The sequence below is a fragment of the Streptomyces curacoi genome (assembly GCF_001513975.1).
Taxonomy (GTDB): Bacteria; Actinomycetota; Actinomycetes; order Streptomycetales; family Streptomycetaceae; genus Streptomyces; species Streptomyces curacoi.
Genome location: NZ_KQ947989.1, coordinates 167,921 through 181,587, shown reverse-complemented (window position 1 = coordinate 181,587; position 13,667 = coordinate 167,921). Strand labels below are relative to the sequence as shown.

13 protein-coding genes are annotated in these 13,667 nt (G+C 72.6%); 7 read left to right on the top strand and 6 right to left on the bottom strand.

Features of this window, described 5'->3' with window-relative positions:
- Window positions 1-541: 541 nt before the first annotated feature.
- From AQI70_RS21040 to AQI70_RS21030, 3 genes are read left to right on the top strand one after another with little or no spacing between them, the layout of a single operon-like run.
- A complete protein-coding gene (locus AQI70_RS21040; protein WP_079051399.1) occupies window positions 542-1,417 on the top strand; it encodes a universal stress protein in 876 nt (291 codons plus the stop codon).
- Window positions 1,414-2,193, top strand: coding sequence for an HAD family hydrolase (locus AQI70_RS21035; protein WP_062152369.1), 780 nt, complete (start codon window positions 1,414-1,416; stop codon window positions 2,191-2,193). Before AQI70_RS21040 ends, AQI70_RS21035 begins: the two co-directional genes overlap by 4 nt.
- Window positions 2,190-4,559, top strand: coding sequence for a glycoside hydrolase family 65 protein (locus AQI70_RS21030; RefSeq protein ID WP_062152367.1), 2,370 nt, complete (start codon window positions 2,190-2,192; stop codon window positions 4,557-4,559). The genes AQI70_RS21035 and AQI70_RS21030 overlap by 4 nt, the downstream gene beginning before the upstream one ends.
- Window positions 4,560-4,600: 41 nt before the next feature.
- Here AQI70_RS21030 and AQI70_RS21025 read toward each other — a convergent pair whose 3' ends face one another.
- On the bottom strand, window positions 4,601-5,467 hold the full coding sequence (locus tag AQI70_RS21025) for a universal stress protein (protein ID WP_062152365.1): 867 nt from the start codon (window positions 5,465-5,467) through the stop codon (window positions 4,601-4,603).
- A 180-nt stretch (window positions 5,468-5,647) separates the two neighbouring features.
- On the opposite strand from AQI70_RS21025, the gene AQI70_RS21020 reads away from it, so the two are divergent.
- Together AQI70_RS21020 and AQI70_RS21015 are read left to right on the top strand one after the other, a co-directional pair.
- Window positions 5,648-6,526 (top strand): universal stress protein, encoded by an 879-nt coding sequence (locus AQI70_RS21020; protein ID WP_062152363.1) that lies wholly within the window; start codon window positions 5,648-5,650, stop codon window positions 6,524-6,526.
- A gap of 204 nt (window positions 6,527-6,730) precedes the next feature.
- On the top strand, window positions 6,731-7,654 hold the full coding sequence (locus AQI70_RS21015) for a carbamate kinase (RefSeq protein ID WP_062152361.1): 924 nt from the start codon (window positions 6,731-6,733) through the stop codon (window positions 7,652-7,654).
- A gap of 111 nt (window positions 7,655-7,765) precedes the next feature.
- Here AQI70_RS21015 and ppk2 read toward each other — a convergent pair whose 3' ends face one another.
- A complete protein-coding gene (ppk2, locus tag AQI70_RS21010; protein ID WP_062152359.1) occupies window positions 7,766-8,569 on the bottom strand; it encodes a polyphosphate kinase 2 in 804 nt (267 codons plus the stop codon).
- A 149-nt stretch (window positions 8,570-8,718) separates the two neighbouring features.
- Here ppk2 and ctaD point away from each other — a divergent pair, with 149 nt between their 5' ends.
- Together ctaD and AQI70_RS21000 are read left to right on the top strand one after the other, a co-directional pair.
- Window positions 8,719-10,389 (top strand): aa3-type cytochrome oxidase subunit I, encoded by a 1,671-nt coding sequence (ctaD, locus tag AQI70_RS21005; RefSeq protein ID WP_062152356.1) that lies wholly within the window; start codon window positions 8,719-8,721, stop codon window positions 10,387-10,389.
- Window positions 10,386-10,838: a cytochrome c oxidase subunit 4 gene (locus AQI70_RS21000; RefSeq protein ID WP_062152354.1), complete on the top strand. Its 453-nt coding sequence runs from the start codon at window positions 10,386-10,388 to the stop codon at window positions 10,836-10,838. The genes ctaD and AQI70_RS21000 overlap by 4 nt, the downstream gene beginning before the upstream one ends.
- On the opposite strand, the gene qcrB is transcribed toward AQI70_RS21000, so the two are convergent.
- From qcrB to AQI70_RS20980, 4 genes are all read right to left on the bottom strand, one after another.
- A complete protein-coding gene (gene qcrB / locus AQI70_RS20995; protein WP_062152352.1) occupies window positions 10,772-12,379 on the bottom strand; it encodes a cytochrome bc1 complex cytochrome b subunit in 1,608 nt (535 codons plus the stop codon). The genes AQI70_RS21000 and qcrB overlap by 67 nt on opposite strands.
- Window positions 12,380-12,420: 41 nt before the next feature.
- The gene (locus AQI70_RS20990) at window positions 12,421-12,771 is read right to left on the bottom strand and encodes a DUF8129 domain-containing protein (RefSeq protein ID WP_062152350.1); all 351 of its coding nucleotides are present in this window, start codon (window positions 12,769-12,771) and stop codon (window positions 12,421-12,423) included.
- Window positions 12,772-12,856: 85 nt separating this feature from the next.
- Window positions 12,857-13,219, bottom strand: coding sequence for a DUF6479 family protein (locus tag AQI70_RS20985; RefSeq protein ID WP_062152348.1), 363 nt, complete (start codon window positions 13,217-13,219; stop codon window positions 12,857-12,859).
- Between the two features lie 37 nt (window positions 13,220-13,256).
- On the bottom strand, window positions 13,257-13,661 hold the full coding sequence (locus AQI70_RS20980; RefSeq protein ID WP_062152346.1) for a ChaB family protein: 405 nt from the start codon (window positions 13,659-13,661) through the stop codon (window positions 13,257-13,259).
- Window positions 13,662-13,667: the final 6 nt, after the last annotated feature.

Genomic DNA, 13,667 nt, shown 5'->3' with positions numbered 1-13,667 from the left:
TTCGAACCGGGGCAGAACCGGCGGGACGGCTCACCCGGGCGGCTGTCACCGCGGCCACCGCGGCCCGGCGGGGACGCTCAGTGCGTGGCGGCGCCGGGACCAGGGCTCGGCAGAGACGGGGCGGAAAGGACCCATCCGCTTCTCGCGGATCCTGATTGCGCGGTGCGCGGCCCGGAGCCGCTTCTCCGCGTCTGGAGTCGGGTCCTTCCCGTCATCTCAAGCACACCACAGGAGCCGGGAAACCACCAGGGCCGATCGACCGGCCGCGAAGGAGGCCCGGCGCCGTCAGGGCAGGGCCGCTCCGGCCCCACGATCGGCCCGGGTGGCTCATGTGCCGCCCGCCGTTCCGGAGTTGGCCACGAGGGTCTCCCTCGCTCCAGCGGGGGCGAGCCGGCTGCGGTGGTGCACCGCGCTGCCCGCGTTCGGGTCCGAGGGCCCCGGGCGGCCGACTCACCCCTACTACGGCTCGGCCGCGCGTGCGACGGTGGAGGGGGACCCCACGCCGCACCACGCTGCGGCCGGTCGAGAGGCGGTGGGTGCCATGGAGCTGCCCCTGGTCGTGGGCGTCGACGGGTCGGAACCGAGCCGCCAGGCGGTCGACTGGGCCGTGGCCGAGGCGGCCCGGCACGGACTGCCCCTGCGGCTGGTGTACGCCTCCCTGTGGGAACGGTACGAAGGCGCGGGCCCGGCCGCCGACGAGGAACCGTCCGAGCGGGCGGTGGCCGAACACATCCTGGGCACCGCCACGGAACGCGCCCGGCGCGGTGACCCCGATGTGAAGGTCTCCGCCGAGGTGGTGCCCGACGGCGCGGTGCCCGCGCTGCTGCGGGAAAGCCACCACGCCTTCGCCGTCGTGACCGGATCCCGCGGCCGCGGTGAACTGGCCGGCCTGCTGCTGGGCTCGGTCTCGCTGGCAGTCGCGGGCCGTGCCCACTGCCCGGTCGTCGTGGTCCGAGGTGACAAGGCGGGCCTCGCGGGTACCCATGAGCGGATCGTGCTGGGCGCGGGAGATCCGTCGAGCGGAGGTGAGGAAGCCGTGCGGTTCGCGTTCCGTGAGGCAGAAGTGCGCGGATGCACCCTGGACGCCGTACGCGCGTGGCGCCGCCCCGCACGCGACACCGTCCCCCACCCCCTGCTCACCGGGAGCCCGGAGCATCACCACCATCAGCGGGCGTCCGAGGAACTCGACGCCGCGCTGCACGACGCGGCGACGGACCACCCCTCCGTCCGGCTGCGCCGGGTCACCGTCGAGGGGTCCGCCGGCAAGGTGCTGGTCGCCCGGTCGGCCGCCGCGGATCTGCTGATCATCGGCGCCCGGCTGCGGCATGGCCACGCCGGCCACCACCTCGGCCGGGTGGCGCACACGCTGCTGCACCAGGCGGACTGCCCGGTCGCCGTCGTACCGCAGCGGGCATGATCATGCGCCGCCCGGCCGGCCCGGAGACGGCCCCCGCCACGCTCGCCCCGGTCCTGCGGGACGTACACGCCGTCGTGTTCGACACCGACGGAGTGATCACCGACTCGGCCCGGGTGCACGCCGCCGCCTGGAAGACGGCCTTCGACGCCTTCCTGCGCGCCCACCCGCCCGCGGACCCCGACATGCGCCGCCCCTTCGACGAGCACGAGGAGTATCTGCGCCACGTGGACGGCAGGTCCCGCCTCGACGGCGCCGCGGCCTTCCTCGCCGCACGCGGCATCGAGGCCTCGCCGGACACGGTGCGAGCCGTCGCGGCGGACAAGGAACGCCTCTTCACCGAGCGGCTGCGCGAGCACGGCGTCGACGCCTATCCGGGGACCGTACGGCTGGTGCGGGCGCTGCGCGACGCCGGAGTGCCCCGCGCCGCCGCCTCCGCGTCCCGGCACGCGGGCGAGCTGCTGAGCCGGGCCGGGGTACTGGATCTGTTCGACGTCCTCGTGGACGGCGCAGAGGCGGCCCGGCTGGGCCTCGCGGGCAAACCGGAGCCCGACCTGTTCCTGGAGGCGGTCCGCCGGCTCGGTGCCCCCGCCGACCGTGCCGCCGTCGTCGAGGACGCCCTGGCGGGCGTGGCGGCGGGCCGGCGCGGTGGATTCGCCCTGGTGGTCGGCGTGGACCGGGCCGCGGGCGCGGACACCGGGGCGCGGCTGCTGCGGCACGGCGCCGACATCGTCGTACACGACCTCGCGGAACTCTGCTCGGGAGGAGCACCGAAGTGACGGGCTGGAGCTGGGAGTACGAGGGCTACGAGCCCGCCGACGAACGCCTGCGGGAGTCGCTGTGCGTCCTCGGCAACGGCTACTTCGCCACCCGCGGAGCGCTGCCGGAGTGCGTGGCCGACGAGATCCACTACCCCGGGACCTATGTGGCCGGCATCTACAACCGGCTCACCTCCGAGGTGGGGGGCCGACAGGTCGAGAACGAGGACCTGGTCAACGTCCCGAACTGGCTGCCCCTGCGTTTCCGCCTCCCGGAAGGGCACTGGCTCACCCCGGACAACGCGACCGTGCTCGACCACCGGCAGCTGCTGCACCTGTCCGCCGGGCTGCTGGAGCGCCGGACACGGTACGGCCTCGGCGGCGGCCGGGTGCTGGTCGTACGCCAGCGGCGGCTGGTGCACATGGCCGACCCCCATCTGGCCGCCCTGCGCACCGAGTTCACGGCCGAGGGATTCTCCGGGCCGCTCGAAGTGGAGGCCGCCCTCGACGGCGGGGTCACCAACGCCGGAGTGCCCCGCTACCGGGACCTGGACGGCCGTCACCTCACCCATGTGCACACCGGCACCGCCGCCCCCGACACCGTGTGGCTGCGCTGCCGTACCCGCACCTCCGACATCCGAGTCGGCATGGCGGCCCGGCTCACCACCGAGGCGCCCGTCACCGTCCGCCACGAGCTGCCGTGCGCCGTCCAGCAGGTGACCCTCGACCTGGCCGCCGGCCGCACCGTCACCGTCGACAAGATCGTCGCCCTGCACACCTCCCGCGACCCCGCGATCAGCGATCCGCTGCACGCCGCCGTCGACCGGGCCGGCCGCGTCCCCGGCTTCGACGACCTGCTCCGGTCGCACCTCACCGCCTGGGACCAGCTCTGGCGCCGGGCCGAGCTCGACGTCCCCGGGGAGTCGGGCCGCATCCTGCGGCTGCACCTCTTCCACGTCCTGCAGACGCTGTCCCCGCACACCGCCGACCTGGACGTCGGCGTGCCCGCGCGGGGACTGCACGGCGAGGCCTACCGCGGCCACGTCTTCTGGGACGAACTGTTCGTCCTGCCCTACCTCAACCTGCACCTCCCCGAGGTCTCCCGAGCCCTCCTCCACTACCGCCACCGGCGCCTGGAACAGGCCTGCACCGCGGCCCGCCGAGCCGGCCGCCTGGGCGCGATGTACCCCTGGCAGAGCGGCAGCGACGGACGCGAGGAGACCCAGCAGCTCCACCTCAACCCGCGCTCGGGGCGCTGGCTGCCCGACCACTCCCACCTCCAGCACCACGTCGGCTCGGCCATCGCCTACAACGTGTGGCAGTACTGCGAGGCCAGCGGCGACATGGAGTTCCTGCACACCAAGGGCGCCGAGATGCTGCTGCAGATCGCCCGCTTCTGGGCGGACAAGGCCGTCTACGACGAGAGTCTCGGCCGGCACCGCATCAAGGGCGTGGTCGGCCCCGACGAGTACCACGAGGCGTATCCGGACGCCGACGTCCCGGGCCTGGACGACAACGCGTACACCAACGTCACCGCCGCCTGGGTGCTCACCCGCGCACTGGAGCTCCTGGACACGCTGCCCGAGCCCCGCCGCCGCGAACTCGTCGAGCGCATCGGGCTCGACGGCGGCGAACGCGAACTCTGGGAGGAGGTCTCCCACACGCTGCACGTCCCCTTCCACGAGGACGTCATCAGCCAGTTCGAGGGCTACGGCAAGCTCGCCGAACTCGACTGGGACGGCTACCGCAGGCGCTACGGCGACATCCGCCGCCTGGACCGCATCCTGGAGGCGGAGGGCGACACCGTCAACCGCTACCAGGCCTCCAAGCAGGCCGACGTCCTGATGCTCGGCTACCTGTTCTCACCGGCCGAACTGCAGGGCCTGTTCCACCGGCTGGGGCTGCGGCTGGAGGAGGAGACCTGGCGGCGCACCGTCGACTACTACCTGCACCGCACCAGCCACGGCTCCACCCTCAGCGGACTGGTCCACGGCTGGGTGCTGGCCCGGTGCCGCCGCGCCGAGGCGTGGAAGTTCTGCCAGGAGGCCCTCCAGGGCGACATCGCCGACGTACAGGGCGGCACCACCGGCGAGGGCATCCACCTGGGCGCGATGGCCGGCACCCTCGACCTGGTCCAGCGCGGACTGACCGGCCTGGAGACCCGCGGCGGCGCGCTGTGGCTCGACCCGGTACCGCTCCCGGAGCTGTCCGCGTACGGGTTCGCCCTGCGCTACCAGGGGAACTGGGGCGTACGGCTGCACCTGGAGCGCGGCAAGCTGGACATCGCCGTACCGTCCTCCGACGCGTCCCCGATCGACGTACGGCTGCCGGACCGCGCGGTGCGCGTCCAGCCGGGGGAGACCGCCCGGCTGGAGCTCCCGGACTGACCCGTGCGGCCCCGCCGAGCGGGCCGGCGGCACCGGTGGGCTCAGTCGTGTGGCACGACGGCGATCGGGCAGGGCACGTGATGCAGGGCCGCGTGCGAGACGGGGCCGAGCTTCCACGTCAGACGGGACGGGTGGCGCCTGCGCCCCACGACGGTGAGGCAGCCGCGCGCGGAGGCCGTCAGCAGCACCTGCGCGGCGGGGCCCGTGGCGACGTGCCCGGTGACGGGGACCCCGGGAAACCTTTCCCCCCACGGCGCCAGGGCCTGCGCCAGCCGCACGCGCTCTTCGGCCTCGGCGTCCTCGTCCCGGACGGGGGCGAGGGCGGACAGCGGCAGGGCACGCACCGCGCGCACGCGCCAGCCGCGCGGCGCGGCCACGGCGAAGGCGAACTCCAGCAGCGGGTCGGCTGCCGCGCCGCACTCGGCCAGCCCGACGACGACCTCGTCACGGTCCGCCGCCGCCGGGTGGTTCCAGCCCGCCTCGACGGCGGGGTCACCCGCCCGCACGGCAATGGCCGGGCAGGGGGCCAGGCCCAGCACGTGCAGGCTGATGGAACCGAGCAGGAAGCTCGCCACGGAGCCGTACCCGCGTGAGCCGAGTACCAGCATCGACGCCTTCGCGCCGCGTTCCAGGAGCGCCTGCGCGGCGGGGGCCGAGACCAGTTCGGTGGTCAGCCGCAGCTCCCCGCGGCGGCGCAGCAGTTCGGCCGCCGTCCGTCGCAGCACATCACGGCCGTGGCGCTGCCTGATGTCCGCCTCCTGCCGGACGGGCACGTCCAGGGGCTGTGTGGTCCACGAGTACAGCAACTCGACGGGCAGCCGCTGGTCCGCCGCCTCGTGGGCGGCCCACCAGGCGGCCGTCATGCTCGCGGGTGAGCCGTCGAGTCCGACGACGACAGGTCCGGTCATGACGCACCTCCGGTGTCGGCACGACACCGAGTACCCCTCTCGGCCCGTACGGCCCTGTGCGGGTTCCAGCCGGCGGAGTGAGGCTGGAAGAACAGCGGCGAGAAGAGGCCGCCGCGCCGAGGCCGCCCGCCCGGAGCAGCCGTACGGCGCCCGCGGGCGGGGACCGGAAAGGGGAGCGTGATGAACGGGCCGGTTGTGGTGGGGGTGGACGGGTCACCGTCGAGCATGGCGGCCGTGGAGGTCGCGGCACGCGAGGCCGGTCTGCGTGGGGTGGGGCTCCGGCTGGTGCACGCCTTCGGCTGGCCGGCCGCGCACGTGCCGCCCGGGCGGCCCTGGGAACCGAGCGGCGCCGGACTGCGCGAGCTGATCGACGGCACGCTCGTCAAGGCCGAGCGGCGCGCCCACCAGGCCGCGCCCGGGATCGAGGTCATGCGCGAGGTCGTCGTCGGTGAACCCGTGATGGTCCTGGAGATCGAGTCGCGCACCGCCTCCCTGGCGGTGGTCGGCAGCCGGGGGCTGAGCCGGTTCGGCACCCTGCTCCTCGGCTCCACCGCCGGCCATCTGGCCGCACATGCCGCCTGCCCGGTGCTGGTGGTGCGCGGCAGACCGGCCGCGGCCGGGCCCGTCCTCCTGGCCGTCGACGGATCGCCCGCGGCCCACGGGGCCGTCGAGTTCGCCTTCGCGGAGGCCTCCCTGCACGGCACCGACCTGATCGCGCTGCACGCCTGGAGCACCCACACCGAGCGCGCCTACGACGGTCCCGGCGACCCGCCCTTCGTCACCTACGACGAGGACCGGTTGCGCGACGAGGAGCAGCGGGTGCTCGCCGAGGCGCTGGGCGGGCTGGGGGAGAGGTACCCGGACGTCACCGTGCACCGCAGGCTGGTGCGCGGCCGTATCCGCCACACCCTCATCGAGGCCAGCGCCGACGCCGGACTCGTCGTGGTCGGGGCGCGCGGCCGGGGCGGCTTCACCGGGCTGCTGCTGGGCTCGGTCAGCCAGGCCCTGCTGCACCACGCGCACTGCCCGGTCGCCGTCGTCCGGACACGCGAGAAGTGACGGTGCGCGGCCGGTGCCGGCGGAACCGGCCCTGTGGCGGGCGTCCGTCAGCCGGCTCCCGCGCAGGCGGGCGGCTCGGCTCGGCGGTCCGGGGAGTCCTGTCGGCACCCGGTGCGGCCAGGTGGCCCGCTGTTCGATGCTGGAGAGGACAGTGCCTCTGGGCGCAGACTCGACAAGGAGAAGGCGAGCAGAGAGGCGGAGACCATGCGCATCGTCGTCGCCCTCGGCGGCAACGCCCTGCTGCACCGAGGCGAACGCCCCGACGCGGACGTCCAGCGCGCCAACACCGTCCGGGTGGCCACCGCGATCGCCGCCCTCGCCCACGACCACGACCTCGTCGTCACCCATGGCAACACACCCCAGCTCGACCTCCTCGCCGCCCAGAGCACGGCCGACGCGGCCCTCACCGCCCCCTACCCGCTGGATCTGCTCGGCGCCCAGACCCAGGGCGTGATCGGCACCCTCCTGGCCCGCGCCCTGCATGACGTGCTGCCCGGACGCAGGGTCGTCACGCTCGTCACGCACACCCGGGTACGCGTGGACGACCCCGCCTTCGCACACCCCACAGAGCTGGTCGGGCCCGTCTATCCCGAGAAGCCGGCCCGGTTCCTGGCCGAGCGACACGGCTGGCACATGGCCGAGGACCGGCACGGCTGGCGGCGCGTGGTGCCCGCGCCCTCGCCCGAGCGGATCCTGGAGGCCGACACCGTCCGGGCACTGCTGGAGTCGGGGACCCTGGTGGTGTGCGCGGGCGGCGGAGGCATCCCCGTCGTCGCCGACTGGGCCACCGGGGCCCTGCACGGCGTCGACGCGGTCGTCGACAAGGACCTGGCCGCCGCCCGGCTGGCCGAGGACCTGAAGGCCGACTTCCTGCTGGTCCTCACCGACGTGCCGAACGTCTACGCCGGCTACGGCACCCCCGACCAGCGGCCCGTCCTGGACGCGACGCCCGCCGAACTGCGCGACGCCCACTACCCGGTGGAGTCGATGGGCCCCAAGGCGGAGGCCGCCGCCCGCTTCGTGGAGAACACCGGCCACCTGGCCGCGATCGGGGCGCTGGACGCGGCGTACGAGATCGTCCACGGCCGCTCCGGAACCCTCGTGCGGCCCGACCTGCCGGTCACCTGACACCCGCTCAGCGCTCCCGGCACCACGGCCCCGGCGCCCCGCCACGGGCGTCGGCAGCGCGGGGAGGTCGGCTCCGGCCCGATTCGCCGTCGTACCGCGGCCCTGGCCGGCTCAGAGGTTCTCGGCGTGGTCCGGGACGAAGGTCTGCAGATCACGCGGGGGGCGCTGGTAGCCGGTCGACTCCGGCCGGTCGGGCAGCTCCAGGACCGGCGGGAGCACGTCCTTGTACGGCACGGAGTCCAGCAGATGGGCGATCATGTTCAGCCGGGCCCGGCGCTTGTCGTCGCTCTCGACGACGAACCACGGGGCCTCGGCGATGTCGGTGTGCACCATCATCTCGTCCTTGGCCCGGGAGTAGTCCTCCCACCGGGTGATCGACTCCAGGTCCATCGGCGACAGCTTCCAGCGCCGCAGGGGGTCCTCCAGGCGGCGCCGGAAGCGTTCCTGCTGCTCCTCGTCGCTCACCGAGAACCAGTACTTGCGCAGCAGGATCCCGTCCTCCACCAGCATCCGCTCGAAGATCGGGCACTGCCGCAGGAAGAGCTGGTACTCCTCCTTGGTGCAGAAGCCCATGACGTGCTCGACGCCGGCCCGGTTGTACCAGCTGCGGTCGAACAGCACGATCTCCCCGGCGGCCGGCAGATGCCCGATGTACCGCTGGAAGTACCACTGGGTGCGCTCGCGCTCGGTCGGCTTCGGCAGGGCCACGATGCGCGCCACCCGAGGGTTCAGATGCTCCGTGACCCGCTTGATGGTGCCGCCCTTGCCCGCCGCGTCCCGCCCCTCGAAGACGACGACGAGACGGGCGCCCTCCGCGCGTACCCACTCCTGCAGCTTCGCCAACTCCGTCTGCAGGCGCAGCAGTTCCTTCTCGTACGTCTTGCGCGGCAGCTTCTCCGCCCTGTCGCCGCCCATGCCGCCTCCCACCGCCCGATGACAGCACCGTACTGACCGAGGACGAGCCGCGCACCCTGGAACGGGGCCGGCGGCGGCAGGTGCAGCGCACGGGTGAATGCCCCGGGGCGGAGGACTGACGCCACCGCTGCGGGGGTACCCAGCGGCGCATGGCGGTGGACAGCAGGACCGACCCGGCGCGGGCGACGCCACCCCGGCCGCGCGGGAGACTCGGCCGGGCGCTCGTGCGATGGGCGACGACGACCGACCACAAGGTGATCGGCAACCTCTATCTGACGACCGCCTTCGGCTTCTTCCTCCTCGGTGGCGTCCTCGCCCTGCTGATGCGGGCCGAACTCGCCCGCCCCGGGCTCCAGTTGTTCAGCAACGACCAGTACAACCAGCTGTTCACCGTGCACGGCACGGTCATGATGCTGCTGTTCGCCACCCCCTTGTTCGCCGGGTTCGCCAACGCCGTCATGCCGCTGCAGATCGGCGCCCCGGACGTGGCGTTCCCGCGGCTCAACGCCCTGTCGTACTGGCTGTACCTGTTCGGCGGCCTGATGGTCGTGGCCGGGTTCGTCGTGCCCGGGGGAGCGGCGAGCTTCGGCTGGTTCGCCTACGCGCCCCTCAACAGCGCGGTGCGCACCCCCGGCTCGGGCGGCGACCTGTGGACCATGGGCCTGGTGGTGACCGGTGTGTCCACCACCCTCGGCGCGGTCAACTTCATCACCACCATCCTGTGCCTGCGCGCCCCCGGCATGACCATGTTCCGGATGCCGCTGTTCACCTGGAACGTGCTGTTCACCTCGATCCTCGTGCTGCCCGCGTTCCCCGTCCTCACCGCCGCCCTGCTCGCCCTGGAGGCGGACCGCAAGTTCGGGGCGCACATCTACGACGCGGCGAGCGGCGGCGCGCTGCTGTGGCAGCACCTGTTCTGGTTCTTCGGCCACCCCGAGGTGTACATCGTCGCGCTGCCGTTCTTCGGGATCATCTCCGAGATCATCCCGGTGTTCAGCCGCAAACCGATCTTCGGCTACCTCAGCCTCATCGGCGCCACCATCGCCATCACCATGCTGTCCGCCGTGGTGTGGGCCCACCACATGTTCGCCACCGGCGCCGTCCTGCTGCCGTTCTTCTCCCTGATGTCGTTCCTCATCGCGGTGCCGACCGGCGTGAAGTTCTTCAACTGGATCGGCACCATGCGGCACGGCTCCCTGTCCTTCGAGACACCCATGCTGTGGGCCTGCGGCTTCCTGGTGACGTTCCTGCTCGGCGGCATGAGCGGCGTCATCATCGCCTCCCCGCCGCTGGACTTCCATCTCACCGACTCGTACTTCATCGTCGCCCACCTGCACTACGTGCTGTTCGGCACCGTCGTCTTCGCGATGTTCGGGGGCTTCTACTTCTGGTGGCCGAAGCTCACCGGGAAGATGCTCGACGAGCGCCTCGGCAAGATCCACTTCTGGACCCTCTTCGTCGGCTTCCAGACCACCTTCCTGGTCCAGCACTGGCTCGGCGAACAGGGCATGCCCCGCCGCTACGCCGACTACCTGGCCGCGGACGGCTTCACGCTCCTGAACACCATCAGCTCGATCGGAGCGTTCCTGCTCGGCCTGTCCACCCTGCCGTTCCTCTACAACATCTGGCGCACCGCACACCACGGACAGCGGGTGGACCGCAACGACCCCTGGGGCTACGGCCGCTCCCTCGAATGGGCCACCTCCTGCCCGCCCCCGCGCCACAACTTCACGGCGCTGCCCCGGATCCGCTCCGAGTCCCCCGCGTTCGACCTGCATCACCCGGACATCACTCGCCACGACCAGAGGCTGGAACAGTGAAGACCGAGGCCCGTCTGTTCATCGGCGTGGCGGGGTTCTTCCTCGTCACCGCCGTCGGCTACGGCTGGCGTTCCAAGGAGCCCGCCGGTACGGCCGTCCTGGTCATCGCCTTCCTGATGGCCGCGCTCGTCGCCTTCTTCCTGCACACGCAGTACCGCAGGCGCGGCCTCAGGGCCCAGGACCGCCCGGACGCCGAAGTCGTCGACACCGCCGGCCCGCTCGACTTCTTCCCGCCGCACAGCCCCTGGCCGATCACCACGGCACTGGGATCCGTCCTCGCGGCCCTCGGCGTGGTCTACGGCCTGTGGCTGTTCCTGCTGGGCATCGGCGTGCTCGGCCAGGGGGTGCTGGGCATGGTCTTCCAGTACGCGGACCGGGACGGTCAGCGCTCCAACTCGTCCGCGGACGACTCCCGTTCCCCCTCCTCGGGCACCACCCGGTCGCCGTAGTACCAGGTGCTGAGCGTGGCCCTGAGCCGCCGTGCCCGCGGCACTTCCCCCTCGGCCTCCGCGGGCGCCGGGGGCTCGGCGGGCACCCGGGCCCGCAGCACATACCGTCGCTCCTCGTCGAGCGGCTCATGGCTCTCCTGGTATCCGCCCGCGATCGTCTGCCGCACCTCGCCGGTCTCCTCGCCCTCGGTCAGCCGCTCCCGGTCCGCCTCCTGCAGCGCCACACAGATCCGCTTGGTCACCATGAACGCGAGCGGCGGCAGTAGCACGAAGGCGATCCGGAACACCCAGGTCAGCGTGTTCACCGAGATCCTGAAGGCATGGGCGATGACGTCGTTGCCGCCGGCCGCCAGCAGGACGCCGTAGCAGCTGATGGCCGCGACACCGAGCCCCGTGCGCACGGGGTTGTCGCGGGGCCGGTCGCACAGATGGTGCTCCCCCCTGTCACCGCTCACCCACCGCTCGACGAACGGGTACGCGTACAGCACCGCGAACAGGGCCCCCGGCAGCACCACCGCGGGCAGCAGCACGTTCCACATCACCGTGTGCCCGGCCACCGCCGTCTCCCAGGGCGGCACCAGCCGCAGCGAGCCCTCCAGGAAGCCCACGTACCAGTCCGGCTGCGAACCCGTCGACACGACGTCCGCGCGGTAGGGGCCGTACGCCCAGACCGGGTTGATCTGCGCCACCCCCGACAGCAGCGTCAGCACGCCGAAGACCATGAAGAACAGGCCGCCGGAAGTCGCGATGAACTGCGGGAACATGGGCTTGCCCACGGCGTTGCGGTTCGTGCGGCCCCGGCCCGCCCACTGGGTGTGCTTGAGGTGGAAGACCAGGATCAGGTGCACGGCGATCAGCGCGAGCAGCAGTCCGGGGAGCAGCAGGATGTGCAGTGAGTACAGCCTCGGGATCAGGTCCTCGCCCGGGAACTCGCCGCCGAAGGCGAACATGCTCACATACGTCCCCACCACCGGGATCGACAGCATGATGCCCTGGGCGATCCGCAGGCCCGTGCCCGACAGCAGGTCGTCCGGCAGCGAGTAGCCGGCGAAGCCCTCGGCGAGCGCCAGCAGGAACAGGGTCACGCCGATCAGCCAGTTGACCTCGCGGGGCCGGCGGAACGCGCCCGTGAAGAAGATCCGCAGCAGGTGCAGCCCGATGGCGGCGAGGAACACCAGGGCCGCCCAGTGGTGCAGTTGGCGGATCAGCAGACCGCCGCGCACCTCGAAGCTGATGTCCAGCGTCGACTCGTACGCCGCCGACATGCGCACGCCTTCGAGCGGCCGGTAGGAGCCGTGGTAGACGACCTCCGTCATCGACGGGTGGAAGAACAGCGTCAGCCAGACGCCGGTCAGCAGCAGGACGACGAAGCTGTAGAGGGCGATCTCGCCCAGCAGGAACGACCAGTGGTCGGGGAAGGCCTTGCGCAGCAGACCGCCGCCCTCCAGGAGCGGCAGTCGTCCGTCGATGTAGTCGGTGGTGCGCTCAGTGGCATGACGGGCCCGCGCTCCGGCACGGGCCCTTCTCCTCCTCCACAGCACGGATCACGAGTGCCCTCGTGTCCGGGCCGGGAAACGGACCGTCACATACGATCACCCTTCGGCTTCCCCCGCTGGTCGGGGGTGCCGTGCGGCGGCGGGCTGAAGGGCTGCGACGAGGTCGCGGGGGACACCGGGGAGCCCGCCCGGCCCGCGCTCTGCTCCGGACGCAGGGCGCCGGGATCGCCGGACGTCGGCTCGGCACCGGACTGGAGCTGCTCCAGCCGGGCGGCCAGCAGCTCGGTCACCGGAAGCCGGTCGGCGTGCGACCGCTCGTAGGCCAGCAGTTCCTCGACCTCCTCGGCGGTCAGCGACCGCACGCGGCTCTCCAGACCGCCGATCGGCAGGTGGTCGTAGTCGGGCAGCGGCAGCGTGTTGCGCGCGGGGTCGGCCATGGTTCTCACTTCCCTGTGTACGACGTGTACGAGGGCCGGACGATGGGGGGCGGCGACGGCTCACAGCTCGTGCCGCAGCCGGGGGTCAGGTTCTGCCCGAGCCCCCGCTGCCGAACGACCCGCTGCTGCCCTCGTCCCAGCGGGGCCGCTCCTTCGACGGGCTGGGGCGGGAGGGAATGTTGCCGTGGGCGGGCAGCTCGTGCGGTGTCAGCCGGTGGTCGCTCCTGGGCATCTCGTCGGCCACCCGGTTCTCCCGGACCTCGCCGACCGGACCTCCCTCGGGCACCTGGGGCTGCTCCTCGGGGCGTGGTGGGGCCGGCTCCCGGCGCCTGACCCGGACGCCCAGCACAAAAGCGCCGATGAGCAGCGCCACGACGACCAGACCGGCGACGAGCAGTCCGATGCCGAGCGCACCTTCCGCGGCCATCTCCATCCATGCGATGTTCATGGCACGCGAGTACCCCTGGCACCCCACGTGAACCCGATCACCGCGACCGCGCCGCGCGGGTCTTCGAGCGGTTCGCCTTGCGGATCGCGTCGAGCAGCTCCGCCTTCGACATCCGGGACCGCCCGTCGATGTCCAGTTCGCGGGCCAGGTCGTAGAGGTGCTGCTTCGAGGCCTGCTCGTCCACGCCCTCGCCGCTGCGCCCGCCCTGCCCACGGGGCCGGGCGGACTGCGGATCCGAGGGGCCCTTGCGGCCGCCCTCCTTGCGCTGCCAGTGGTCGCCGACCTTCTCGTACTTGTGCTTCAGCGCGCCGTACGCCACCCGGTGGGCCCGCTCGCCCTCGCCGTACTGCTCGACGGCCGAGTCGTGCGCCTTGATCCAGGTCCGCTGGGCGTCCTTGGCGGAGCGCTCCAGGGTCGACGGCAGCTCCTGTCGTCCGGGCACTGCGCC

Excerpts from the sequence above, each read along its gene's own strand:
- AQI70_RS21020 (WP_062152363.1), top strand. The coding sequence starts at position 5,648 with ATGAACGGGCCGGTTGTGGTGGGGGTGGACGGGTCACCGTCGAGCATG.
- AQI70_RS21025 (WP_062152365.1), bottom strand. The coding sequence starts at position 5,467 with ATGACCGGACCTGTCGTCGTCGGACTCGACGGCTCACCCGCGAGCATG.
- ctaD (WP_062152356.1), top strand. The coding sequence starts at position 8,719 with ATGGCGGTGGACAGCAGGACCGACCCGGCGCGGGCGACGCCACCCCGG.
- ppk2 (WP_062152359.1), bottom strand. The coding sequence starts at position 8,569 with ATGGGCGGCGACAGGGCGGAGAAGCTGCCGCGCAAGACGTACGAGAAG.
- AQI70_RS20990 (WP_062152350.1), bottom strand. The coding sequence starts at position 12,771 with ATGGCCGACCCCGCGCGCAACACGCTGCCGCTGCCCGACTACGACCAC.
- AQI70_RS21040 (WP_079051399.1), top strand. The coding sequence starts at position 542 with ATGGAGCTGCCCCTGGTCGTGGGCGTCGACGGGTCGGAACCGAGCCGC.
- AQI70_RS21015 (WP_062152361.1), top strand. The coding sequence starts at position 6,731 with ATGCGCATCGTCGTCGCCCTCGGCGGCAACGCCCTGCTGCACCGAGGC.
- AQI70_RS21035 (WP_062152369.1), top strand. The coding sequence starts at position 1,414 with ATGATCATGCGCCGCCCGGCCGGCCCGGAGACGGCCCCCGCCACGCTC.
- AQI70_RS20985 (WP_062152348.1), bottom strand. The coding sequence starts at position 13,219 with ATGAACATCGCATGGATGGAGATGGCCGCGGAAGGTGCGCTCGGCATC.